Genomic DNA, 14,926 nt, shown 5'->3' on the forward strand with positions numbered 1-14,926 from the left:
CTTGAGTAATATCTTGCGATATATCTAAACACACGGAGCCTCGCTGCCATGCGTGAACATTCCGCCCACGACCCCTTCGAACGCCGCCCCGGCCGGGGTGAACGCGGTCCAAGGGTATTCGCCCCCGGCGACCTCAAGCTGTTGATGCTGTCGCTGCTGGCCGAGCAACCTGGCCACGGCTATGACCTGATCCGCCAGATCGAGAACTTGTTCGATGGCAGCTACACGCCCAGCCCCGGGGTTATCTACCCCACCCTCAACTTTCTCGAGGAAGCAGAGCTGATCAGCGGCCAGGTGCAAGGCAGCAAACGCCTCTACGCCATTACCCAGGCCGGCCGCACCGCCCTGGCTGATCAAGCCGTGGCCCTGGACGGCGTGCGCATGCGCATTGAAGTCAGCAAGCGCGCCCTGCGTGGCCACGACCGCCCGCCAGAAATTCACGAAGCGGTCGGCAACCTGCGCCATGCCCTGCACATGCACAGCGGCCGCTGGACAGCGGAAGAAATCGAACGGGTCCGGACCCTGCTCAACGACACTGCCAAGGCCATCGCCGCCGGGCCGGCCGCCCCTGCCACGGAGAACCTCCATGAGTGACACCATCCACCGCGTCAATCACGAAATCCGCCAGCGCCGCCTGCAGGTACTGCGGGTTACCGACCTCACCCCACGCATGCGCCGCATCACCCTCAAAGGCGCCGAGCTGGAAGGCTTCACCAGCCTGGGCAGTGACGACCACATCAAGCTGCTGTTCGCCGAAACCGCCGAACAACAACAGGCCATCGACGCCCGCAATATGGGCCGCGACGGCGGCGCGCGGCCTACCATGCGCGAATACACGCCGCGGCGCATCGACCTGGTCAATCATGAACTGGACATCGATTTCGTCCTGCATGGCGATGGCCCTGCATCAACCTGGGCTGCACAGGCTGCACCGGGGCAGACGCTGAACATTGCCGGGCCACGGGCTTCGATGGTGGTCCCGGATATCTTCGACAGCTACCTGCTCATTGGTGACGAAACAGCCATTCCGGCCATCGGGCGACGCCTTGAAGAACTGCCAGCAGGCCGGCGGGTGCTGGCGGTCATCCAGATCGAGGATGAGCAGGAGCGCCAACCTCTGCCGAGCAAGGCTGAAGTGGAAGTCATCTGGGTGAAGCGGGATGAGGATTTACTGGCGCTGGTGCAGGGGTTGAACTTGCCTGAGGGCAAGCTGTACAGCTGGGTGGCACTGGAGAAATCGCTGACCCGGCAGGCCAAGGCGCTGCTGCTGGAGAAAGGTGCGCCGGAAGATGCCCTCAAAGCGGCTGCCTACTGGCGGGCAGAAGGGACAGCGGACGACGAGTGATGTGCGTCGTCAGGCCCGGTCCTTTCGCGGTTTCACCCGCGAAGGGGCCTGCACAGGCCGAGCAAGCCGCCGCCCGCGCCAGCGATCGAGCCCAAGCAGTACCAGCGCAATTGCCCAGAACCCCGCCAGTACGCCCAAGGCATTGAGCATGACCTGCCCGTAGCCAAGGCTTGCAACGTCGATGAACGGATACGGGTAGACCCCGATCTCACTCCCCCGCCACAGTGCGTAGCCGAAATACACCGCCGGGTACAGCGCCCACGGCCCCAGGTGCCAGAGCCGCAAATGCCCCTTGGGCACGGCGAACCACCAGTACGCAATGTACAGTGCCGGCATCACGTCGTGCAGCAGTTCGTCCGCCAGCCATTGCCACCCCTCGGGTTGCCACAGATGCCGCAGCAACACGCTGTAGGCCAGCGCCACCAGCACGATGCTGGCGGCCACGGCGGAACTTACCGAGGGCGACAGGAAGAAGCGCTTGGCGCCTGATTCCCTGCCGAACGCCGCATAGCTGAGCACCGTCGCCACCAAGGTATTGGTCAACACCGTGAAATAGCCGAACACATTGATCAGCCCGCCGATCAGGCTCGCCGCTTCCTGCCAGCGCGCCAGCAGCACCAGGTACACCTGCACAGCCAGGCCCAGCCAGCCAAGCACTGCGGCCAGGGTCAGCCAGGGATGACGCGGCATCTCAGGCGGTGCGCTGCAGTTTCACGTACAGCTGCTCGACTTTCTCCCGGGCCCAGGGCGTCTTGCGCAGGAAGGTCAGGCTCGACTTGATGGTCGGGTTGCTCTTGAAGCAGCGCACATCCACGCGCTCGGCCAGGCCCTGCCATTGGTAGTGCGCCACCAGCTCGGTGAGGATCTGCTCGAGGGTCTTGCCGTGCAGCGCGTTGTGGTTGGCCGTGCTCATGCCAGTACTCCCGCGGATAAAAAGATGCGCACATTACACGAGTGTAGTGATGAAGGGGGCGCGGCACCGTCAATACAAAAACCGCTGGCAAACGCTGAAACCTCTGTGCTGAAATAGTGATGTTATACAGTAACAATATAAAAGACTCTGCCGAGGACCGTCACTTTCCATGTTGTACTCTCCCCTACGCCTCTCTCCCCTCGCCGTCGCCCTCTGGCTCGCTTCATCACCCAGCCAGGCCGTGGAACTCGAACCCCAGGTCATCACCGCCAACCCACTGGGCAACCGCGAGCTGGCTGCCCCCAGCACCGTGCTCGAAGGCGACGACCTGCTGCAGCAACAGCACGGCAGCCTGGGCGAAACCCTCAACAAACAGCCTGGCGTCGCCTCCACCTGGTTTGGCCCCGGCGCCAGCCGCCCGGTGATTCGCGGCCTGGACGGTGACCGTATCCGCATCCTGCGTAACGGCGTCGGCGCTCTCGACGCCTCGGCGCTGTCATACGACCATGCCGTGCCACTGGACCCGGTCACCGTCGAGCGCGTCGAAATCGTCCGTGGCCCCGCCGCCTTGCTCTACGGCGGCAACGCCATCGGCGGGGTGGTCAATACCTTCGACAACCGCATCCCCGACGCGCCCATCGAGGGCATTCACGGTGCCGGCGAACTGCGTTACGGCGGTGCCGATACCACGCGCAGCGGTGCCGGCAAGCTGGAAGCCGGTGACGGCACCTTCGCCCTGCACCTGGATGCCAACAGCCGCCAGTTCAACGACCTGCGCATCCCAGGCTACGCCCGCAGCTCGAAGGTGCGCGACGCTGATGAGCCCGGCAGCAAGCACCGCCTGGAAAACAGCGACGGGCGCCAGGATGGCGGCGCAGTGGGCGGGTCCTACCACTGGGATCACGGCTATGCGGGCCTGTCCTACAGCCGCTACGACAGTAACTACGGCTCGGTGGCCGAGTCCGGCGTGCGCCTGGACATGAAGCAGGATCACTACGGCTTCGCCTCCGAACTGCGTGACCTCGAGGGTCCCTTCAGCTCGGTCAAGGTCGATGCCGGTTACACCGATTACCAGCACAGCGAAATCGAAGAAGGCGAAGTGCACACCACCTTCAAGAACAAGGGCTATGAGGCGCGTATCGAGGCCAGGCACCAACCGATCGGCCCGCTGGAAGGCGTGATCGGCGCCCAGGTTAGCCGCAATGAATTCTCGGCACTGGGTGAAGAAGCCTTCGTGCCGCACACCGATACCGATAGCCTGGCGTTGTTCATGCTTGAGCAATGGCAGGCCACCGAGCGCCTCGACCTGAGCCTGGGTGCGCGCCTGGAACACACCCGCGTCGACCCGGATGCCAAAGGCAACGAAAACTTCGTCGCTGCCGACAGCGCCAGCAGCTTCAATGCCTTGAGCCTGTCTTCGGGGGCGGTGTACCAACTCGACCCGGTCTGGGCGCTCGCTGCCAACGTCGGTTACACCGAACGTGCCCCGACCTTCTACGAGCTGTACGCCAACGGCGCCCACGTCGCCACCGGGGCTTATGAAGTCGGTGATGCCAGCCTGAACAAGGAGAAAGCCATCTCCGCCGACCTGGCCCTGCGCTTCGACAATGGCACCCACAAGGGCAGCGTCGGGGTGTTCTACAGCCATTTTCGCAACTACATCGGCCTGATCGGCACGGGCAACATGCGAGAGGGCCATGACCACGACCATGGCGACGATGATCATGGCCACGATCACGATCACGACGACGGCGGGTTCCCTGAGTACCAGTACCAGGGCGTGCGGGCGCGTTTCTACGGCATCGAGGCCCAGGATCGCTGGCAGTTGGTCGAGAACCGCTACGGCAGTTTCGCCCTCGAGCTTTCGGGCGACTACACCCGGGCCAAGAACCTCGACAGTGGCGAGCCGCTGCCGCGCATTGCGCCTTTGCGGCTGAACAGCGGACTGGTCTGGGAGCTGGACCGTTGGCAGGCACGCGTTGATGTGCAGCATGCCGCGTCGCAGCATCGCAAGCCGGCGAATGAGACCAGCACCGATGGTTACACCACCCTGGGAGCAAGTGTGGGTTATCGCTTCGATATCGGCCAGAGCCAGTGGCTGGCGTTCGTGCGCGGTGAGAACCTGACGGATCAGACCGTGCGTTACGCCAGCTCGATTCTGCGCGATATCGCACCGGCGCCGGGGCGTAGTGTGGAAGTAGGCCTGCGCACGACCTTCTGATCTTCAAGGGGCGCTGTGCGCCCCATTCCCGCACTGTTACCGTGGGCGTAACAATCAACTGCGACAATTTGTCTTTTTTTCTTACAACTTCCCCTATATCCTCCCCGCCGCAAGCTGAATCGCTTCACTCACCTTTCCTGTCGCCATTTCCATCGAAGAGCTCGCTCATCGGTGCGCTTGCCGTTTTTTCGACAATCAAAAGATAGCGCTATCTCATGTTCTTACTGCCCAACATTCGCTACACCGGCACCGCCCTGATTGCCTTGGCCGCCTGTTTTTCGTCCACCACCAGCGCCAGTGAAATGTTCGCCAGCGACTCACCGTGGATGCTTGGTGACTGGGGCGGCACCCGCAGCGAGCTGCTGGAAAAAGGCTACGACTTCACCCTTGGCTACACCGGCGAGATGGGCAGCAACCTACACGGCGGTTACGACCACGACCGCACCGCGCGTTACAGCGACCAGTTCACCTTTGGCAGCCACCTGGACCTGGAAAAGATCCTGGGCTGGCAAGACACCGAACTGCAGCTGACCATCACCGAACGCCACGGGGACAACATCAGCAACGACCGCATCAACGACCCGCGGGTCGGCGGCTTCACTTCGGCCCAGGAAGTCTGGGGCCGAGGTGAAACCTGGCGGCTGACCCAGATGTGGATCAGGCAGAAATACTTCGATGGCGCCCTGGACGTGAAATTCGGCCGCTTCGGTGAAGGCGAGGACTTCAACAGTTTCCCCTGCGACTTCCAGAACCTGGCCTTCTGCGGCTCGCAGGTGGGCAACTGGGTCGGGGGCATCTGGTACAACTGGCCGGTCAGCCAGTGGGCGCTACGTGTGCGCTACAACATAAACGACGCCCTCTATGCTCAGGTCGGGGTGTTCGAGCAGAACCCCTCCAACCTCGAATCCGGCAACGGTTTCAAACTCAGCGGCAGCGGTACCCAGGGTGCGGTAATGCCGATCGAACTGGTGTGGAGCCCGCGGGTCAATGGCCTGAAAGGGGAATATCGCGCCGGGTACTACTACAGTAATGCCAAGGCACAGGATGTTCTGAAGGACAGCAACGGCCAGCCGGCCGCCATCAGTGGCGCCACCTACCGTAGCAGTTCGAGCAAGCACGGCCTGTGGATCGGCGCCCAGCAGCAGGTTACCTCGCTGGCCACTGACCAGTCGCGCGGCCTGAGCCTGTTCGCCAACGCCACAATGCACGACAAGAAGACCAATGCCATCGACAACTATGTGCAGGCAGGACTGGTATACAAGGGCCCCTTCGATGCCCGCGCCAAGGACGACATCGGTTTCGCCCTCGCCCGCGTGCACGTCAACCCCGCCTACCGCAAGAACGCCCGCCTGGCCAACCAGGCGGCCGGCCTCGACGACTACGACAATCCGGGTTTCCTGCCCGTGCAGGACACCGAGTACAGCGCTGAACTCTATTACGGCATTCACCTGGCCGACTGGCTCACGGTGCGCCCGAACCTGCAGTACATCCGCCATCCGGGCGGGGTGTCGCAGGTGGACGACGCCCTGATCGGCGGCCTGAAGATCCAAAGCACTTTCTGACAACCCTTCACCTAACGGAGAACATACGATGAGCACTGACGGTGCCAAGAATGGAAGCCGCTGGCTACCGCGCCTGATGGGCGTACTGCTGCTATTGATGGGCCTGGCCTTGCTGGCGGGCGGCATCAAGCTCAGCCAGCTCGGCGGGTCGCTGTATTACCTGATCGCCGGTATCGGCTTTGCCGCTTCGGGCGCACTGCTGCTGGCTCAGCGCCGACTTGCCCTGGGCCTGTACGGCCTGGTGCTGCTGGGCAGCACGGCATGGGCACTGCTGGAAGTGGGCCTGGACTGGTGGCAACTGGTACCGCGCCTGGCCATCTGGTTCGCCATCGGCGTTGTGCTGCTGCTGCCTTGGGCACGCCGCCCGCTGACCGGCCCGGGCAACAAGGCCAATACCGCCCTGCTCAGCATTGCCGTGATCGCCTCTGGCGCTTGCGCGCTGGGCAGCCAGTTCACCCACCCGGGCGAAGTGTTTGGCGAACTGGGCCGCGACAACAGCGAAATGGGCAGTGCCGCACCGGCCATGCCCGACGGCGACTGGCAAGCCTATGGCCGCACCGAGCATGGTGACCGTTATTCGCCGCTGCGCCAGATCACCCCGCAGAATGCCTACCGCCTGGAAGAAGCCTGGCGCATCCGCACCGGTGACCTGCCAACGGACAACGACCCGGTCGAGTTGACCAACGAAAACACCCCGCTGAAGGCCAACGGCATGCTCTATGCCTGCACCGCCCACAGCAAGGTGCTGGCCCTGGACCCGGACACCGGTGCCGAGATCTGGCGCTACGACCCGCAGATCAAGACCCCGGTGGGTACGTTCAAGGGCTTCGCCCACATGACCTGCCGCGGCGTTTCGTACTATGACGAGAACAACTACGTCAGCCGCGACGGCAGCCCGGCACCGAAAGTCTCCGACGCAGGCCAAGCCGTGGCCCAAGCCTGCCCGCGCCGCCTCTACCTGCCGACTGCCGACGCCCGCCTGATCGCCATCAATGCCGACAACGGCAAGGTCTGCGAAGGCTTCGCCAACCAGGGCGCGATCGACCTGACCACCGGTATCGGCCCGTTCACCGCCGGCGGTTATTACTCCACCTCGCCGGTGGCGGTCACCCGCAGCCTGGTGATCATCGGCGGCCATGTCACCGACAACGAGTCGACCAACGAGCCTTCCGGCGTGATCCGCGCCTATGACGTGCACGATGGCCGCCTGGTCTGGAACTGGGACAGCAACAACCCCGAAGATACCCAGCCACTGGCCCCTGGCAAGACCTACAGCCGCAACTCGGCCAACATGTGGTCGCTGGCCAGCGTCGATGAAGACCTGGGCATGGTCTACCTGCCGCTGGGCAACCAGACACCCGACCAGTATGGCGCCAACCGTACCCCGGGTGCGGAGAAGTACAGCGCAGGCGTGGTCGCCCTGGACCTTGCTACCGGCAAGGCGCGCTGGAACTACCAGTTCACCCACCACGACCTGTGGGACATGGACGTTGGCAGCCAGCCCACCCTGGTTCATCTGAAGACCAAGGAAGGCGTCAAGCCTGCGATCATCGTACCGACCAAGCAGGGCAGCCTGTACGTGCTCGACCGCCGCGACGGTACCCCCATCGTGCCGATCCGCGAGATCCCGGTACCGCAAGGTGCGGTCAAGGGTGACCACACTGCACCGACCCAGGCCCGCTCCGACCTCAATCTGCTCGGCCCGGACCTGACCGAACAGGCCATGTGGGGTGCCACACCGTTCGACCAGATGCTGTGCCGCATCCAGTTCCGCGAACTGCGCTATGAGGGCCAGTACACCCCGCCGTCCGAGCAAGGCTCGCTGGTCTACCCAGGCAACGTGGGTGTGTTCAACTGGGGCGGCGTCTCGGTCGACCCGGTGCGCCAACTGCTGTTCACCTCGCCCAACTACATGGCCTTCGTGTCGAAGATGGTGCCGCGCGAACAGGTTGCCGCCGGCAGCAAGCGCGAAAGCGAAACCAGCGGCGTGCAGCCCAACACCGGCGCGCCTTACGCCGTGATCATGCACCCGTTCATGTCGCCGCTGGGCGTGCCGTGCCAGGCACCGGCCTGGGGTTACGTGGCGGCCATCGACCTGTTCACCAACAAAGTGGTGTGGAAGCGCAAGAACGGCACCACCCGTGACAGCACGCCGATACCGATCGGTATGCCGGTAGGCGTGCCGAGCATGGGCGGCTCGATCGTCACTGCCGGTGGTGTCGGCTTCCTCAGCGGCACTCTGGACCAGTACCTGCGTGCTTATGACGTGAACAATGGCAAGGAGCTGTGGAAAGCCCGCCTGCCAGCGGGCGGCCAAGCCACGCCGATGACCTACACCGGCAAGGACGGCAAGCAGTACGTGCTGATCGTCGCCGGCGGCCACGGTTCGCTGGGCACCAAAATGGGCGATTACATCATCGCTTACAAACTCGCCGACTAAGCGGCAAGCTACAAGCGAAAGCGGGGCCTGCGAGGTCCCGCTTTTTTCTTGCGGCTTGAAGCTTGCAGCTTGAAGCTTGAAACCCATTCCCCCGCGCCCCATCTAAGCACCATAGCCATTCACGCAGGTGCCCCATGAGCGACCAGCAGGATTTTCCGGAACAACCCGACGAAAACAGCGAAATCGAACACCTTGATGGTCAGGCCCAAACCGGCCACGCCCTCGCCCTGCCCGGCCAGCAATTGCCGGACAAGGTCTACGTGATTCCGATCCACAACCGCCCGTTCTTCCCAGCACAAGTACTGCCGGTCATCGTCAACGAAGAGCCTTGGGCCGAAACCCTCGACCTGGTGGCCAAGACACCGGACCACTGCCTGGCCCTGTTCTTCATGGACACCCCTCCCGAAGACCACCGCCATTTCGACACTGCGGCCTTGCCGGAGTACGGCACCCTGGTCAAGGTGCACCATGCCAGCCGCGAAAACGGCAAGCTGCAGTTCGTCGCCCAGGGCCTGACCCGTGTACGCATCCGCACCTGGCTCAAGCACCATCGCCCGCCCTATCTGGTCGAAGTCGAATACCCACGCCAGCCAAGCGAGCCGACCGACGAGGTCAAGGCCTACGGCATGGCCCTGATCAATGCGATCAAGGAACTACTGCCGCTCAACCCGCTGTACAGCGAGGAGCTGAAGAACTACCTCAACCGCTTCAGTCCCAACGACCCATCGCCACTGACCGACTTTGCCGCCGCACTTACCTCGGCCACCGGCAACCAGTTGCAGGAAGTGCTCGATTGCGTGCCCATGCTCAAGCGTATGGAAAAGGTCCTGCCGATGCTGCGCAAAGAGGTCGAAGTTGCGCGCCTGCAGAATGAGATTTCCGCCGAGGTCAACCGGCAGATCGGCGAGCACCAGCGCGAATTCTTCCTCAAGGAACAGCTCAAGGTCATCCAGCAGGAGCTTGGCCTGACCAAGGACGACCGCAGTGCCGACCTCGAACAGTTCCAACAGCGCCTGCAAGGCAAGACCCTGCCGGAGCAGGCAAAAAAGCGCATCGATGAAGAAATGGCCAAGCTGGCCATTCTTGAAACCGGCTCCCCCGAATACGCCGTCACCCGCAACTACCTGGATTGGGCCAGTGCGCTGCCCTGGGGTGTATATGGCAAGGACAAGCTCGACCTCAAGCATGCGCGCAAGGTGCTCGACCAGCATCACGCGGGCCTCGATGACATCAAGGAACGCATCCTGGAGTTCCTCGCCGTGGGCGCCTGGAAGGGCGAGATCAGTGGTTCGATCGTGCTGCTGGTGGGCCCGCCAGGCGTGGGCAAGACCAGCATCGGCAAGTCCATCGCCGAATCGCTTGGGCGCCCGTTCTACCGGTTCAGCGTCGGCGGCATGCGCGACGAGGCCGAGATCAAGGGGCACCGGCGCACCTACATCGGCGCCCAACCAGGCAAGCTGGTGCAGGCGCTGAAGGATGTCGAGGTGATGAACCCGGTGATCATGCTCGACGAAATCGACAAGATGGGCCAGAGCTACCAGGGCGACCCGGCCTCGGCGCTGCTGGAAACCCTGGACCCTGAACAGAACGTCGACTTCCTCGACCATTACCTGGACCTGCGCCTGGACCTGTCCAAGGTGCTGTTCGTGTGTACCGCCAACACGCTGGACTCGATCCCCGGCCCTCTGCTCGACCGTATGGAAGTGATCCGCCTCTCCGGCTACATCACCGAAGAGAAACTGGCCATCGCCAAGCGTCACCTGTGGCCCAAACAGCTGGCAAAGGCCGGCGTGGCCAAGACCAGCCTGGCCATCAGCGATAGCGCCCTGCGCGCCGTGATCGAGGGCTATGCCCGCGAAGCCGGTGTACGCCAGCTGGAAAAACAGCTGGGCAAACTGGTGCGCAAGGCCGTGGTCAAGCTGCTCGAAGCCCCGGATGCCAAGCTCAAGATCGGCACCAAGGACCTGGAGGCCGCACTCGGCATACCCGTGTTCCGCAGTGAACAGGTGCTGGCAGGCAAAGGCGTGATTACCGGCCTTGCCTGGACCAGCATGGGTGGCGCGACATTGCCGATCGAGGCAACCCGCATCCACACGCTCAATCGCGGCTTCAAGCTCACCGGCAAGCTGGGTGACGTGATGAAGGAATCTGCCGAGATCGCCTACAGCTACGTCAGCTCCAACCTCAAGCAATTTGGTGGTGATCCGGCTTTCTTCAACGAAGCCTTCATTCACCTGCACGTGCCAGAAGGCGCCACGCCCAAGGATGGGCCGAGCGCCGGTATCACCATGGCCAGCGCACTGCTGTCGCTGGCCCGTGACCAGGCACCGAAAAAAGGGGTGGCCATGACCGGCGAGCTGACCCTCACCGGCCAGGTACTGCCGATTGGTGGTGTGCGCGAGAAGGTCATCGCAGCGCGGCGGCAGAAGATTTTCGAACTGATCCTGCCCGAGCCCAACCGCGGGGACTTCGAAGAATTGCCTGAGTACTTGCGTGAAGGGCTGACCGTGCACTTTGCCAAGCGCTTTGCCGACGTGGCTAAAGTGCTGTTCTGACCCGCAACGCCCTCATCGCCGGCAAGCCGGCGATGAGGGCGGCACTGATAGCACAAAACCCATCTATCATCGGTTATCCTCAGGCCTTCGCCAGCCTCTGGAGCTACCATGACTGTCCCTCGTCTGCTCGTTCCCCTGAGCCTCGTCCTGCTTACCGCCTGCGCCCAGCAGCCCAGGCAAACCGTCGAACTGGACGCTGAAAGCGAATGCCCCAAGCGCATGCAGGTCGGCCAGGCGCTCACCCTGACCCTGCCCAGCAACCCCTCCACCGGCTACCGCTGGCTGGTGCAGAACCCGGCCTCGAACATCTTGCGCAGCCTCGGCCCCGAGGTCTACAGCGCCCCCGAGGAAGCCGGCATCGTCGGCAGCGCGGGCATTTCCACCTGGCGCTTCGAAGCCCGTGCCGCAGGCGAAGGCCATCTGGTGCTGGTCTATCAGCAGCCCTGGGCCCCGGAAGTTCGGCCTGTACAGACCTTCGACTGCGCGGTGCAGGTCAACTGAACGTACAGCGCTGGTCAGCCGACCATGCATCCTTGGCGCGGTTTGGCTAGAATGCCGGCCCTGCCAATTGTCAGCCGCCTGGATTCACCGTGAGCAAACAACCCGACCGCCTTTTCGCCCAGCCTCTGGAGCAAGTTCCCGACTTCGTGTTCAACGAAGACGTGGTGCGCGTGTTCCCGGACATGATCAAGCGCTCGGTGCCCGGTTACCCGACCATCGTCGAGAACCTTGGTGTGCTCGCGGCGCGCTTCGCCCAGCCCGATACCGCCCTGTATGACCTCGGCGCGTCCCTTGGCGCCGTTACCCAGTCGCTGCGCCGCCATGTGCGCAGCGAGGGCTGCCGGGTGATCGCGGTGGACAACTCCGCGGCCATGGTCGAACGTTGCCGCCAGTACCTCACCGCGCAGGACTCGATGTTCCAGGAACTGCTGCCGGTTCAGGTACTGGACGCCGACATCCTGGCCCTGCCCTTCGAGCCTGCCTCGGTGGTGGCGATGAACTTCACCCTGCAGTTCATCGCCCCTGAACAGCGCCTGGCGTTGCTCGGCCGCATCCGTCAGGCATTGCTGCCCGGTGGCGCGCTGATCCTCTCGGAGAAACTGCATTTCGCCGATGACCAGGAGCAGACCCTGCTCAATGAACTGCACCTGGACTTCAAGCGTGCCAATGGCTACAGCGAACTGGAAATCGCCCAGAAGCGCAGCGCCATCGAGAACGTGATGAAACCCGACACCCTGCACACCCACACCGAGCGCCTGCGCGCGGCGGGTTTCAGCAAGGTGGTGCCTTGGTTCCAATGCCTTAATTTCGCCTCGCTGATAGCCCTGCCATGATCGATCTGTCCCCCCTCGTCCGCCGCCTGGCGGGCACCCCACTGGCTTTATGGTCGCAAGGCCTGCAAGCACAACTTCAAGCCAAGCTGGAGAAAGGCCACGGCGATCTCGAGCGCTGGCGCGGTGCGCTGGACGCCTTGCCGGCACTGCAGCCAAGCGAAATCGACCTGGCCGACGGCCTGCGTCTGGACTGTGACTGCGACGACGCCACCCGCGCGCAGATGCGCCAGGCCCTGATGGGCCTGTCGCCCTGGCGCAAAGGGCCGTTCGACCTGTTCGGCGTGCATGTCGACACTGAGTGGCGCTCGGACTGGAAGTGGTCGCGCGTGGCACCGCACCTGGACCTGCAGGGCAAGCGTGTGCTCGATGTCGGTTGCGGCAACGGCTATTACCAATGGCGCATGCTCGGTGCAGGCGCCGACATGGTCATCGGGGTTGACCCCAACTGGCTGTTCTTCTGCCAGTTCCAGGCCGTGCAGCGGTACCTGCCCGGCTTGCCGGCCTGGCACCTGCCGTTTGCGCTGGAGGAACTGCCAGCCAGCCTGGAAGGTTTCGACACGGTGTTTTCCATGGGGGTGTTCTACCATCGCCGCTCCCCCATCGAGCACCTGCTGGCGCTCAAGGACTGCCTGGTCAAAGGGGGTGAGCTGGTACTGGAGACGCTAGTGGTCGAGGGCGACGAGCAGCAGGTACTGGTGCCTGAAGACCGCTACGCGCAGATGCGCAATGTCTGGTATCTGCCGTCGGTCACGGCGCTGGAGCGCTGGTTGCGCCGTGCGGGTTTCAGCGATGTGCGCTGCGTGGATGTCAGTGTGACCAGCGTCGAGGAGCAGCGCAGCACCGAATGGATGCGCTACCAGTCGCTGGGGGACTTCCTCGACCCGAACGACCATAGCAAGACCATCGAGGGGTTGCCCGCCCCACGCCGCGCCACGCTGTTGGCGCGCAAATGAAAAGCCCCCACCGGGACTGCGCAGCTCTTGAGGCCTGCGCTGTACCTGTGGGAGCCGGCTTGCCGGCGATGGGCCGCCTGCATAACGCAGCGCAGATGATCAGCGCGAAGCTGCGACGATCAGCGCCTTCATCTCTGCCACCGCTGCCTTGAAACCTACGAAAAGTGCATGGGCCACCAAAGCGTGGCCAATGTTCAATTCATTGATGCCCTTGATTGCCGCCACCGCCTCGACATTGTGGTAATGCAGGCCATGCCCGGCATTGACGATCAGCCCCTGACCGACGCCAAAAGCGACGCCGTCGACGATCCGTTTGAGCTCCTCAGCCACCTCAGTCGGCGTCTGGGCATCGGCATAACGACCGGTATGCAGCTCGATGGCCGGGGCACCCACACGGCGCGAGGCTTCGATCTGCCGCTCGTCGGCGTCGATGAACAGCGACACTTCGGCGCCAGTGCGCGACAGGCGCTCTACCGCAGCCTTGATGCGTGCCTCCTGCCCAGCCACATCGAGGCCGCCCTCGGTGGTCAGTTCCTGGCGTGTTTCAGGTACCAGACAGATATGCGCCGGGCGAATCTTTTCGGCGAACACCATCATCTCTTCAGTGACGCCCATCTCGAAGTTCATGCGGGTTTGCAGCACGTCCTTGAGCAGCACCACATCGCGCTCCTGGATGTGCCGGCGGTCTTCGCGCAAGTGCACGGTGATGCCATCGGCGCCTGCTTCCTCGGCATCCAGCGCAGCCTTGACCGGGTCCGGATAGCGTGTGCCGCGGGCCTGGCGCAAGGTAGCCACGTGGTCGATGTTGACGCCGAGAAGCATGCGGTTGCTGTGAGTCACGAAAGGCTCTCCTGAAGATTTAGCCCCACAGCATACGACGAGCTCAGCGCTTGCGAAACAGTTCCCGGCTGACCAGCGGTTTTGGCCCCAGATGGACCGCCAACGCCTGACGCATCAGGCGCTTGGCCGCGAGCAGCGCACCAGGTGCATCCCAGTCGGCTTGGGCGAGGGCCAACAGCTCGGCGCCATTGAACAAGCCAGGCTGAACCAGGTAAACGCGTTCAAGGCCGGCATCGACCTGCAAGCGGTACAGCCCGTCGGCTTCGATCGGCTCGTCGCTGACGTCGTGGTCAAGCGCAAAGGCGTAACCCAGGTCTTCCAGCAGCCGCCATTCGAAGGAACGCAGCAGTGGCTCCAGCGGGCGCCCGGCGGCCAGGGCCTGCAAGGTCAGAGCGTAGTGCTCGAACAGTTCCGGTTGTGGTGCTTCGGCAGGTAGCAGGCGCATCAGCAGTTCATTGAGGTAGAGGCCGCTGAACAGTGCATCGCCGTGCAGCCAGGCCGCGATGCCCATGCTGTCCAGGCGCCCGACGTTTTTTAGCTCACTGCGGCCGCGCAGTTCCACTTCCAGCGGCACGAACGGCCGCACCAGGCTGCCACCCTTGCCCCTTGCACGGCGCAACACCGCGCGCACGCGCCCCTGCGGCGTGAAGAAGTCCACCAGCGCGCTGGTTTCCTTGTAGGCACGGCTGTGCAGCACGTAGGCCGGCTGGCCGACAGGTTGTTCCATGAAGTGTGGCCTGAAAGCAGAGCGGCCCGGAGAGAT

13 protein-coding genes are annotated in these 14,926 nt (G+C 63.5%); 9 read left to right on the forward strand and 4 right to left on the reverse strand.

What is annotated here, in order from left to right; translation table 11 throughout:
- Positions 1-48: 48 nt before the first annotated feature.
- Positions 49-594 carry a PadR family transcriptional regulator gene (locus NGJ21_RS07010; protein ID WP_039603315.1) on the forward strand — a complete coding sequence of 182 codons (546 nt, stop codon included), beginning with the start codon at positions 49-51 and terminating at the stop codon, positions 592-594.
- Positions 587-1,345 carry a siderophore-interacting protein gene (locus tag NGJ21_RS07015; protein ID WP_115273705.1) on the forward strand — a complete coding sequence of 253 codons (759 nt, stop codon included), beginning with the start codon at positions 587-589 and terminating at the stop codon, positions 1,343-1,345. Before NGJ21_RS07010 ends, NGJ21_RS07015 begins: the two co-directional genes overlap by 8 nt.
- A gap of 9 nt (positions 1,346-1,354) precedes the next feature.
- Here NGJ21_RS07015 and NGJ21_RS07020 read toward each other — a convergent pair whose 3' ends face one another.
- Positions 1,355-2,035, reverse strand: coding sequence for a Pr6Pr family membrane protein (locus NGJ21_RS07020; RefSeq protein ID WP_115273704.1), 681 nt, complete (start codon positions 2,033-2,035; stop codon positions 1,355-1,357).
- A gap of 1 nt (position 2,036) precedes the next feature.
- Entirely contained in the window at positions 2,037-2,258 is a 222-nt protein-coding gene (locus NGJ21_RS07025; protein WP_237860586.1) for a VF530 family protein, read from the reverse strand.
- 169 nt (positions 2,259-2,427) lie between these two features.
- On the opposite strand from NGJ21_RS07025, the gene NGJ21_RS07030 reads away from it, so the two are divergent.
- The 7 genes from NGJ21_RS07030 to cmoB all read left to right on the forward strand — a co-directional run bounded on the left by NGJ21_RS07030 (position 2,428) and on the right by cmoB (position 13,323).
- On the forward strand, positions 2,428-4,479 hold the full coding sequence (locus NGJ21_RS07030; RefSeq protein WP_251961972.1) for a TonB-dependent receptor: 2,052 nt from the start codon (positions 2,428-2,430) through the stop codon (positions 4,477-4,479).
- 215 nt (positions 4,480-4,694) lie between these two features.
- Positions 4,695-6,041 (forward strand): carbohydrate porin, encoded by a 1,347-nt coding sequence (locus NGJ21_RS07035; RefSeq protein ID WP_119688354.1) that lies wholly within the window; start codon positions 4,695-4,697, stop codon positions 6,039-6,041.
- A gap of 28 nt (positions 6,042-6,069) precedes the next feature.
- Positions 6,070-8,481, forward strand: coding sequence for a glucose/quinate/shikimate family membrane-bound PQQ-dependent dehydrogenase (locus NGJ21_RS07040; protein WP_174142060.1), 2,412 nt, complete (start codon positions 6,070-6,072; stop codon positions 8,479-8,481).
- 134 nt (positions 8,482-8,615) lie between these two features.
- Positions 8,616-11,036, forward strand: a complete 2,421-nt coding sequence (gene lon / locus NGJ21_RS07045) for an endopeptidase La (protein ID WP_046787787.1) — start codon at positions 8,616-8,618, stop codon at positions 11,034-11,036.
- A 108-nt stretch (positions 11,037-11,144) separates the two neighbouring features.
- On the forward strand, positions 11,145-11,537 hold the full coding sequence (locus tag NGJ21_RS07050; RefSeq protein ID WP_046787788.1) for a protease inhibitor I42 family protein: 393 nt from the start codon (positions 11,145-11,147) through the stop codon (positions 11,535-11,537).
- 89 nt (positions 11,538-11,626) lie between these two features.
- Positions 11,627-12,370, forward strand: coding sequence for a carboxy-S-adenosyl-L-methionine synthase CmoA (gene cmoA / locus NGJ21_RS07055; protein ID WP_046787789.1), 744 nt, complete (start codon positions 11,627-11,629; stop codon positions 12,368-12,370).
- Positions 12,367-13,323, forward strand: coding sequence for a tRNA 5-methoxyuridine(34)/uridine 5-oxyacetic acid(34) synthase CmoB (gene cmoB / locus NGJ21_RS07060; protein ID WP_237860593.1), 957 nt, complete (start codon positions 12,367-12,369; stop codon positions 13,321-13,323). The genes cmoA and cmoB overlap by 4 nt, the downstream gene beginning before the upstream one ends.
- A gap of 99 nt (positions 13,324-13,422) precedes the next feature.
- Here cmoB and pdxJ read toward each other — a convergent pair whose 3' ends face one another.
- Positions 13,423-14,145, reverse strand: coding sequence for a pyridoxine 5'-phosphate synthase (gene pdxJ / locus NGJ21_RS07065; RefSeq protein ID WP_218176392.1), 723 nt, complete (start codon positions 14,143-14,145; stop codon positions 13,423-13,425).
- Between the two features lie 61 nt (positions 14,146-14,206).
- Complete coding sequence (gene recO, locus NGJ21_RS07070; protein WP_012312994.1) at positions 14,207-14,890, reverse strand: DNA repair protein RecO; 684 nt, start codon at positions 14,888-14,890, stop codon at positions 14,207-14,209.
- Between the last annotated feature and the right edge of the window lie 36 nt (positions 14,891-14,926).

The organism is Pseudomonas sp. Marseille-Q5299 (genome assembly GCF_943737035.1).
Lineage (GTDB): Bacteria > Pseudomonadota > Gammaproteobacteria > Pseudomonadales > Pseudomonadaceae > Aquipseudomonas > Aquipseudomonas putida_E.

Bases quoted from the DNA above. Each gene is read 5' to 3' on its own strand.
- NGJ21_RS07010 (WP_039603315.1), top strand. From the start codon at position 49: ATGCGTGAACATTCCGCCCACGACCCCTTCGAACGCCGCCCCGGCCGG.
- NGJ21_RS07015 (WP_115273705.1), top strand. From the start codon at position 587: ATGAGTGACACCATCCACCGCGTCAATCACGAAATCCGCCAGCGCCGC.
- NGJ21_RS07020 (WP_115273704.1), bottom strand. From the start codon at position 2,035: ATGCCGCGTCATCCCTGGCTGACCCTGGCCGCAGTGCTTGGCTGGCTG.
- NGJ21_RS07025 (WP_237860586.1), bottom strand. From the start codon at position 2,258: ATGAGCACGGCCAACCACAACGCGCTGCACGGCAAGACCCTCGAGCAG.
- NGJ21_RS07030 (WP_251961972.1), top strand. From the start codon at position 2,428: ATGTTGTACTCTCCCCTACGCCTCTCTCCCCTCGCCGTCGCCCTCTGG.
- NGJ21_RS07035 (WP_119688354.1), top strand. From the start codon at position 4,695: ATGTTCTTACTGCCCAACATTCGCTACACCGGCACCGCCCTGATTGCC.
- NGJ21_RS07040 (WP_174142060.1), top strand. From the start codon at position 6,070: ATGAGCACTGACGGTGCCAAGAATGGAAGCCGCTGGCTACCGCGCCTG.
- lon (WP_046787787.1), top strand. From the start codon at position 8,616: ATGAGCGACCAGCAGGATTTTCCGGAACAACCCGACGAAAACAGCGAA.
- NGJ21_RS07050 (WP_046787788.1), top strand. From the start codon at position 11,145: ATGACTGTCCCTCGTCTGCTCGTTCCCCTGAGCCTCGTCCTGCTTACC.
- cmoB (WP_237860593.1), top strand. From the start codon at position 12,367: ATGATCGATCTGTCCCCCCTCGTCCGCCGCCTGGCGGGCACCCCACTG.
- pdxJ (WP_218176392.1), bottom strand. From the start codon at position 14,145: ATGCTTCTCGGCGTCAACATCGACCACGTGGCTACCTTGCGCCAGGCC.
- recO (WP_012312994.1), bottom strand. From the start codon at position 14,890: ATGGAACAACCTGTCGGCCAGCCGGCCTACGTGCTGCACAGCCGTGCC.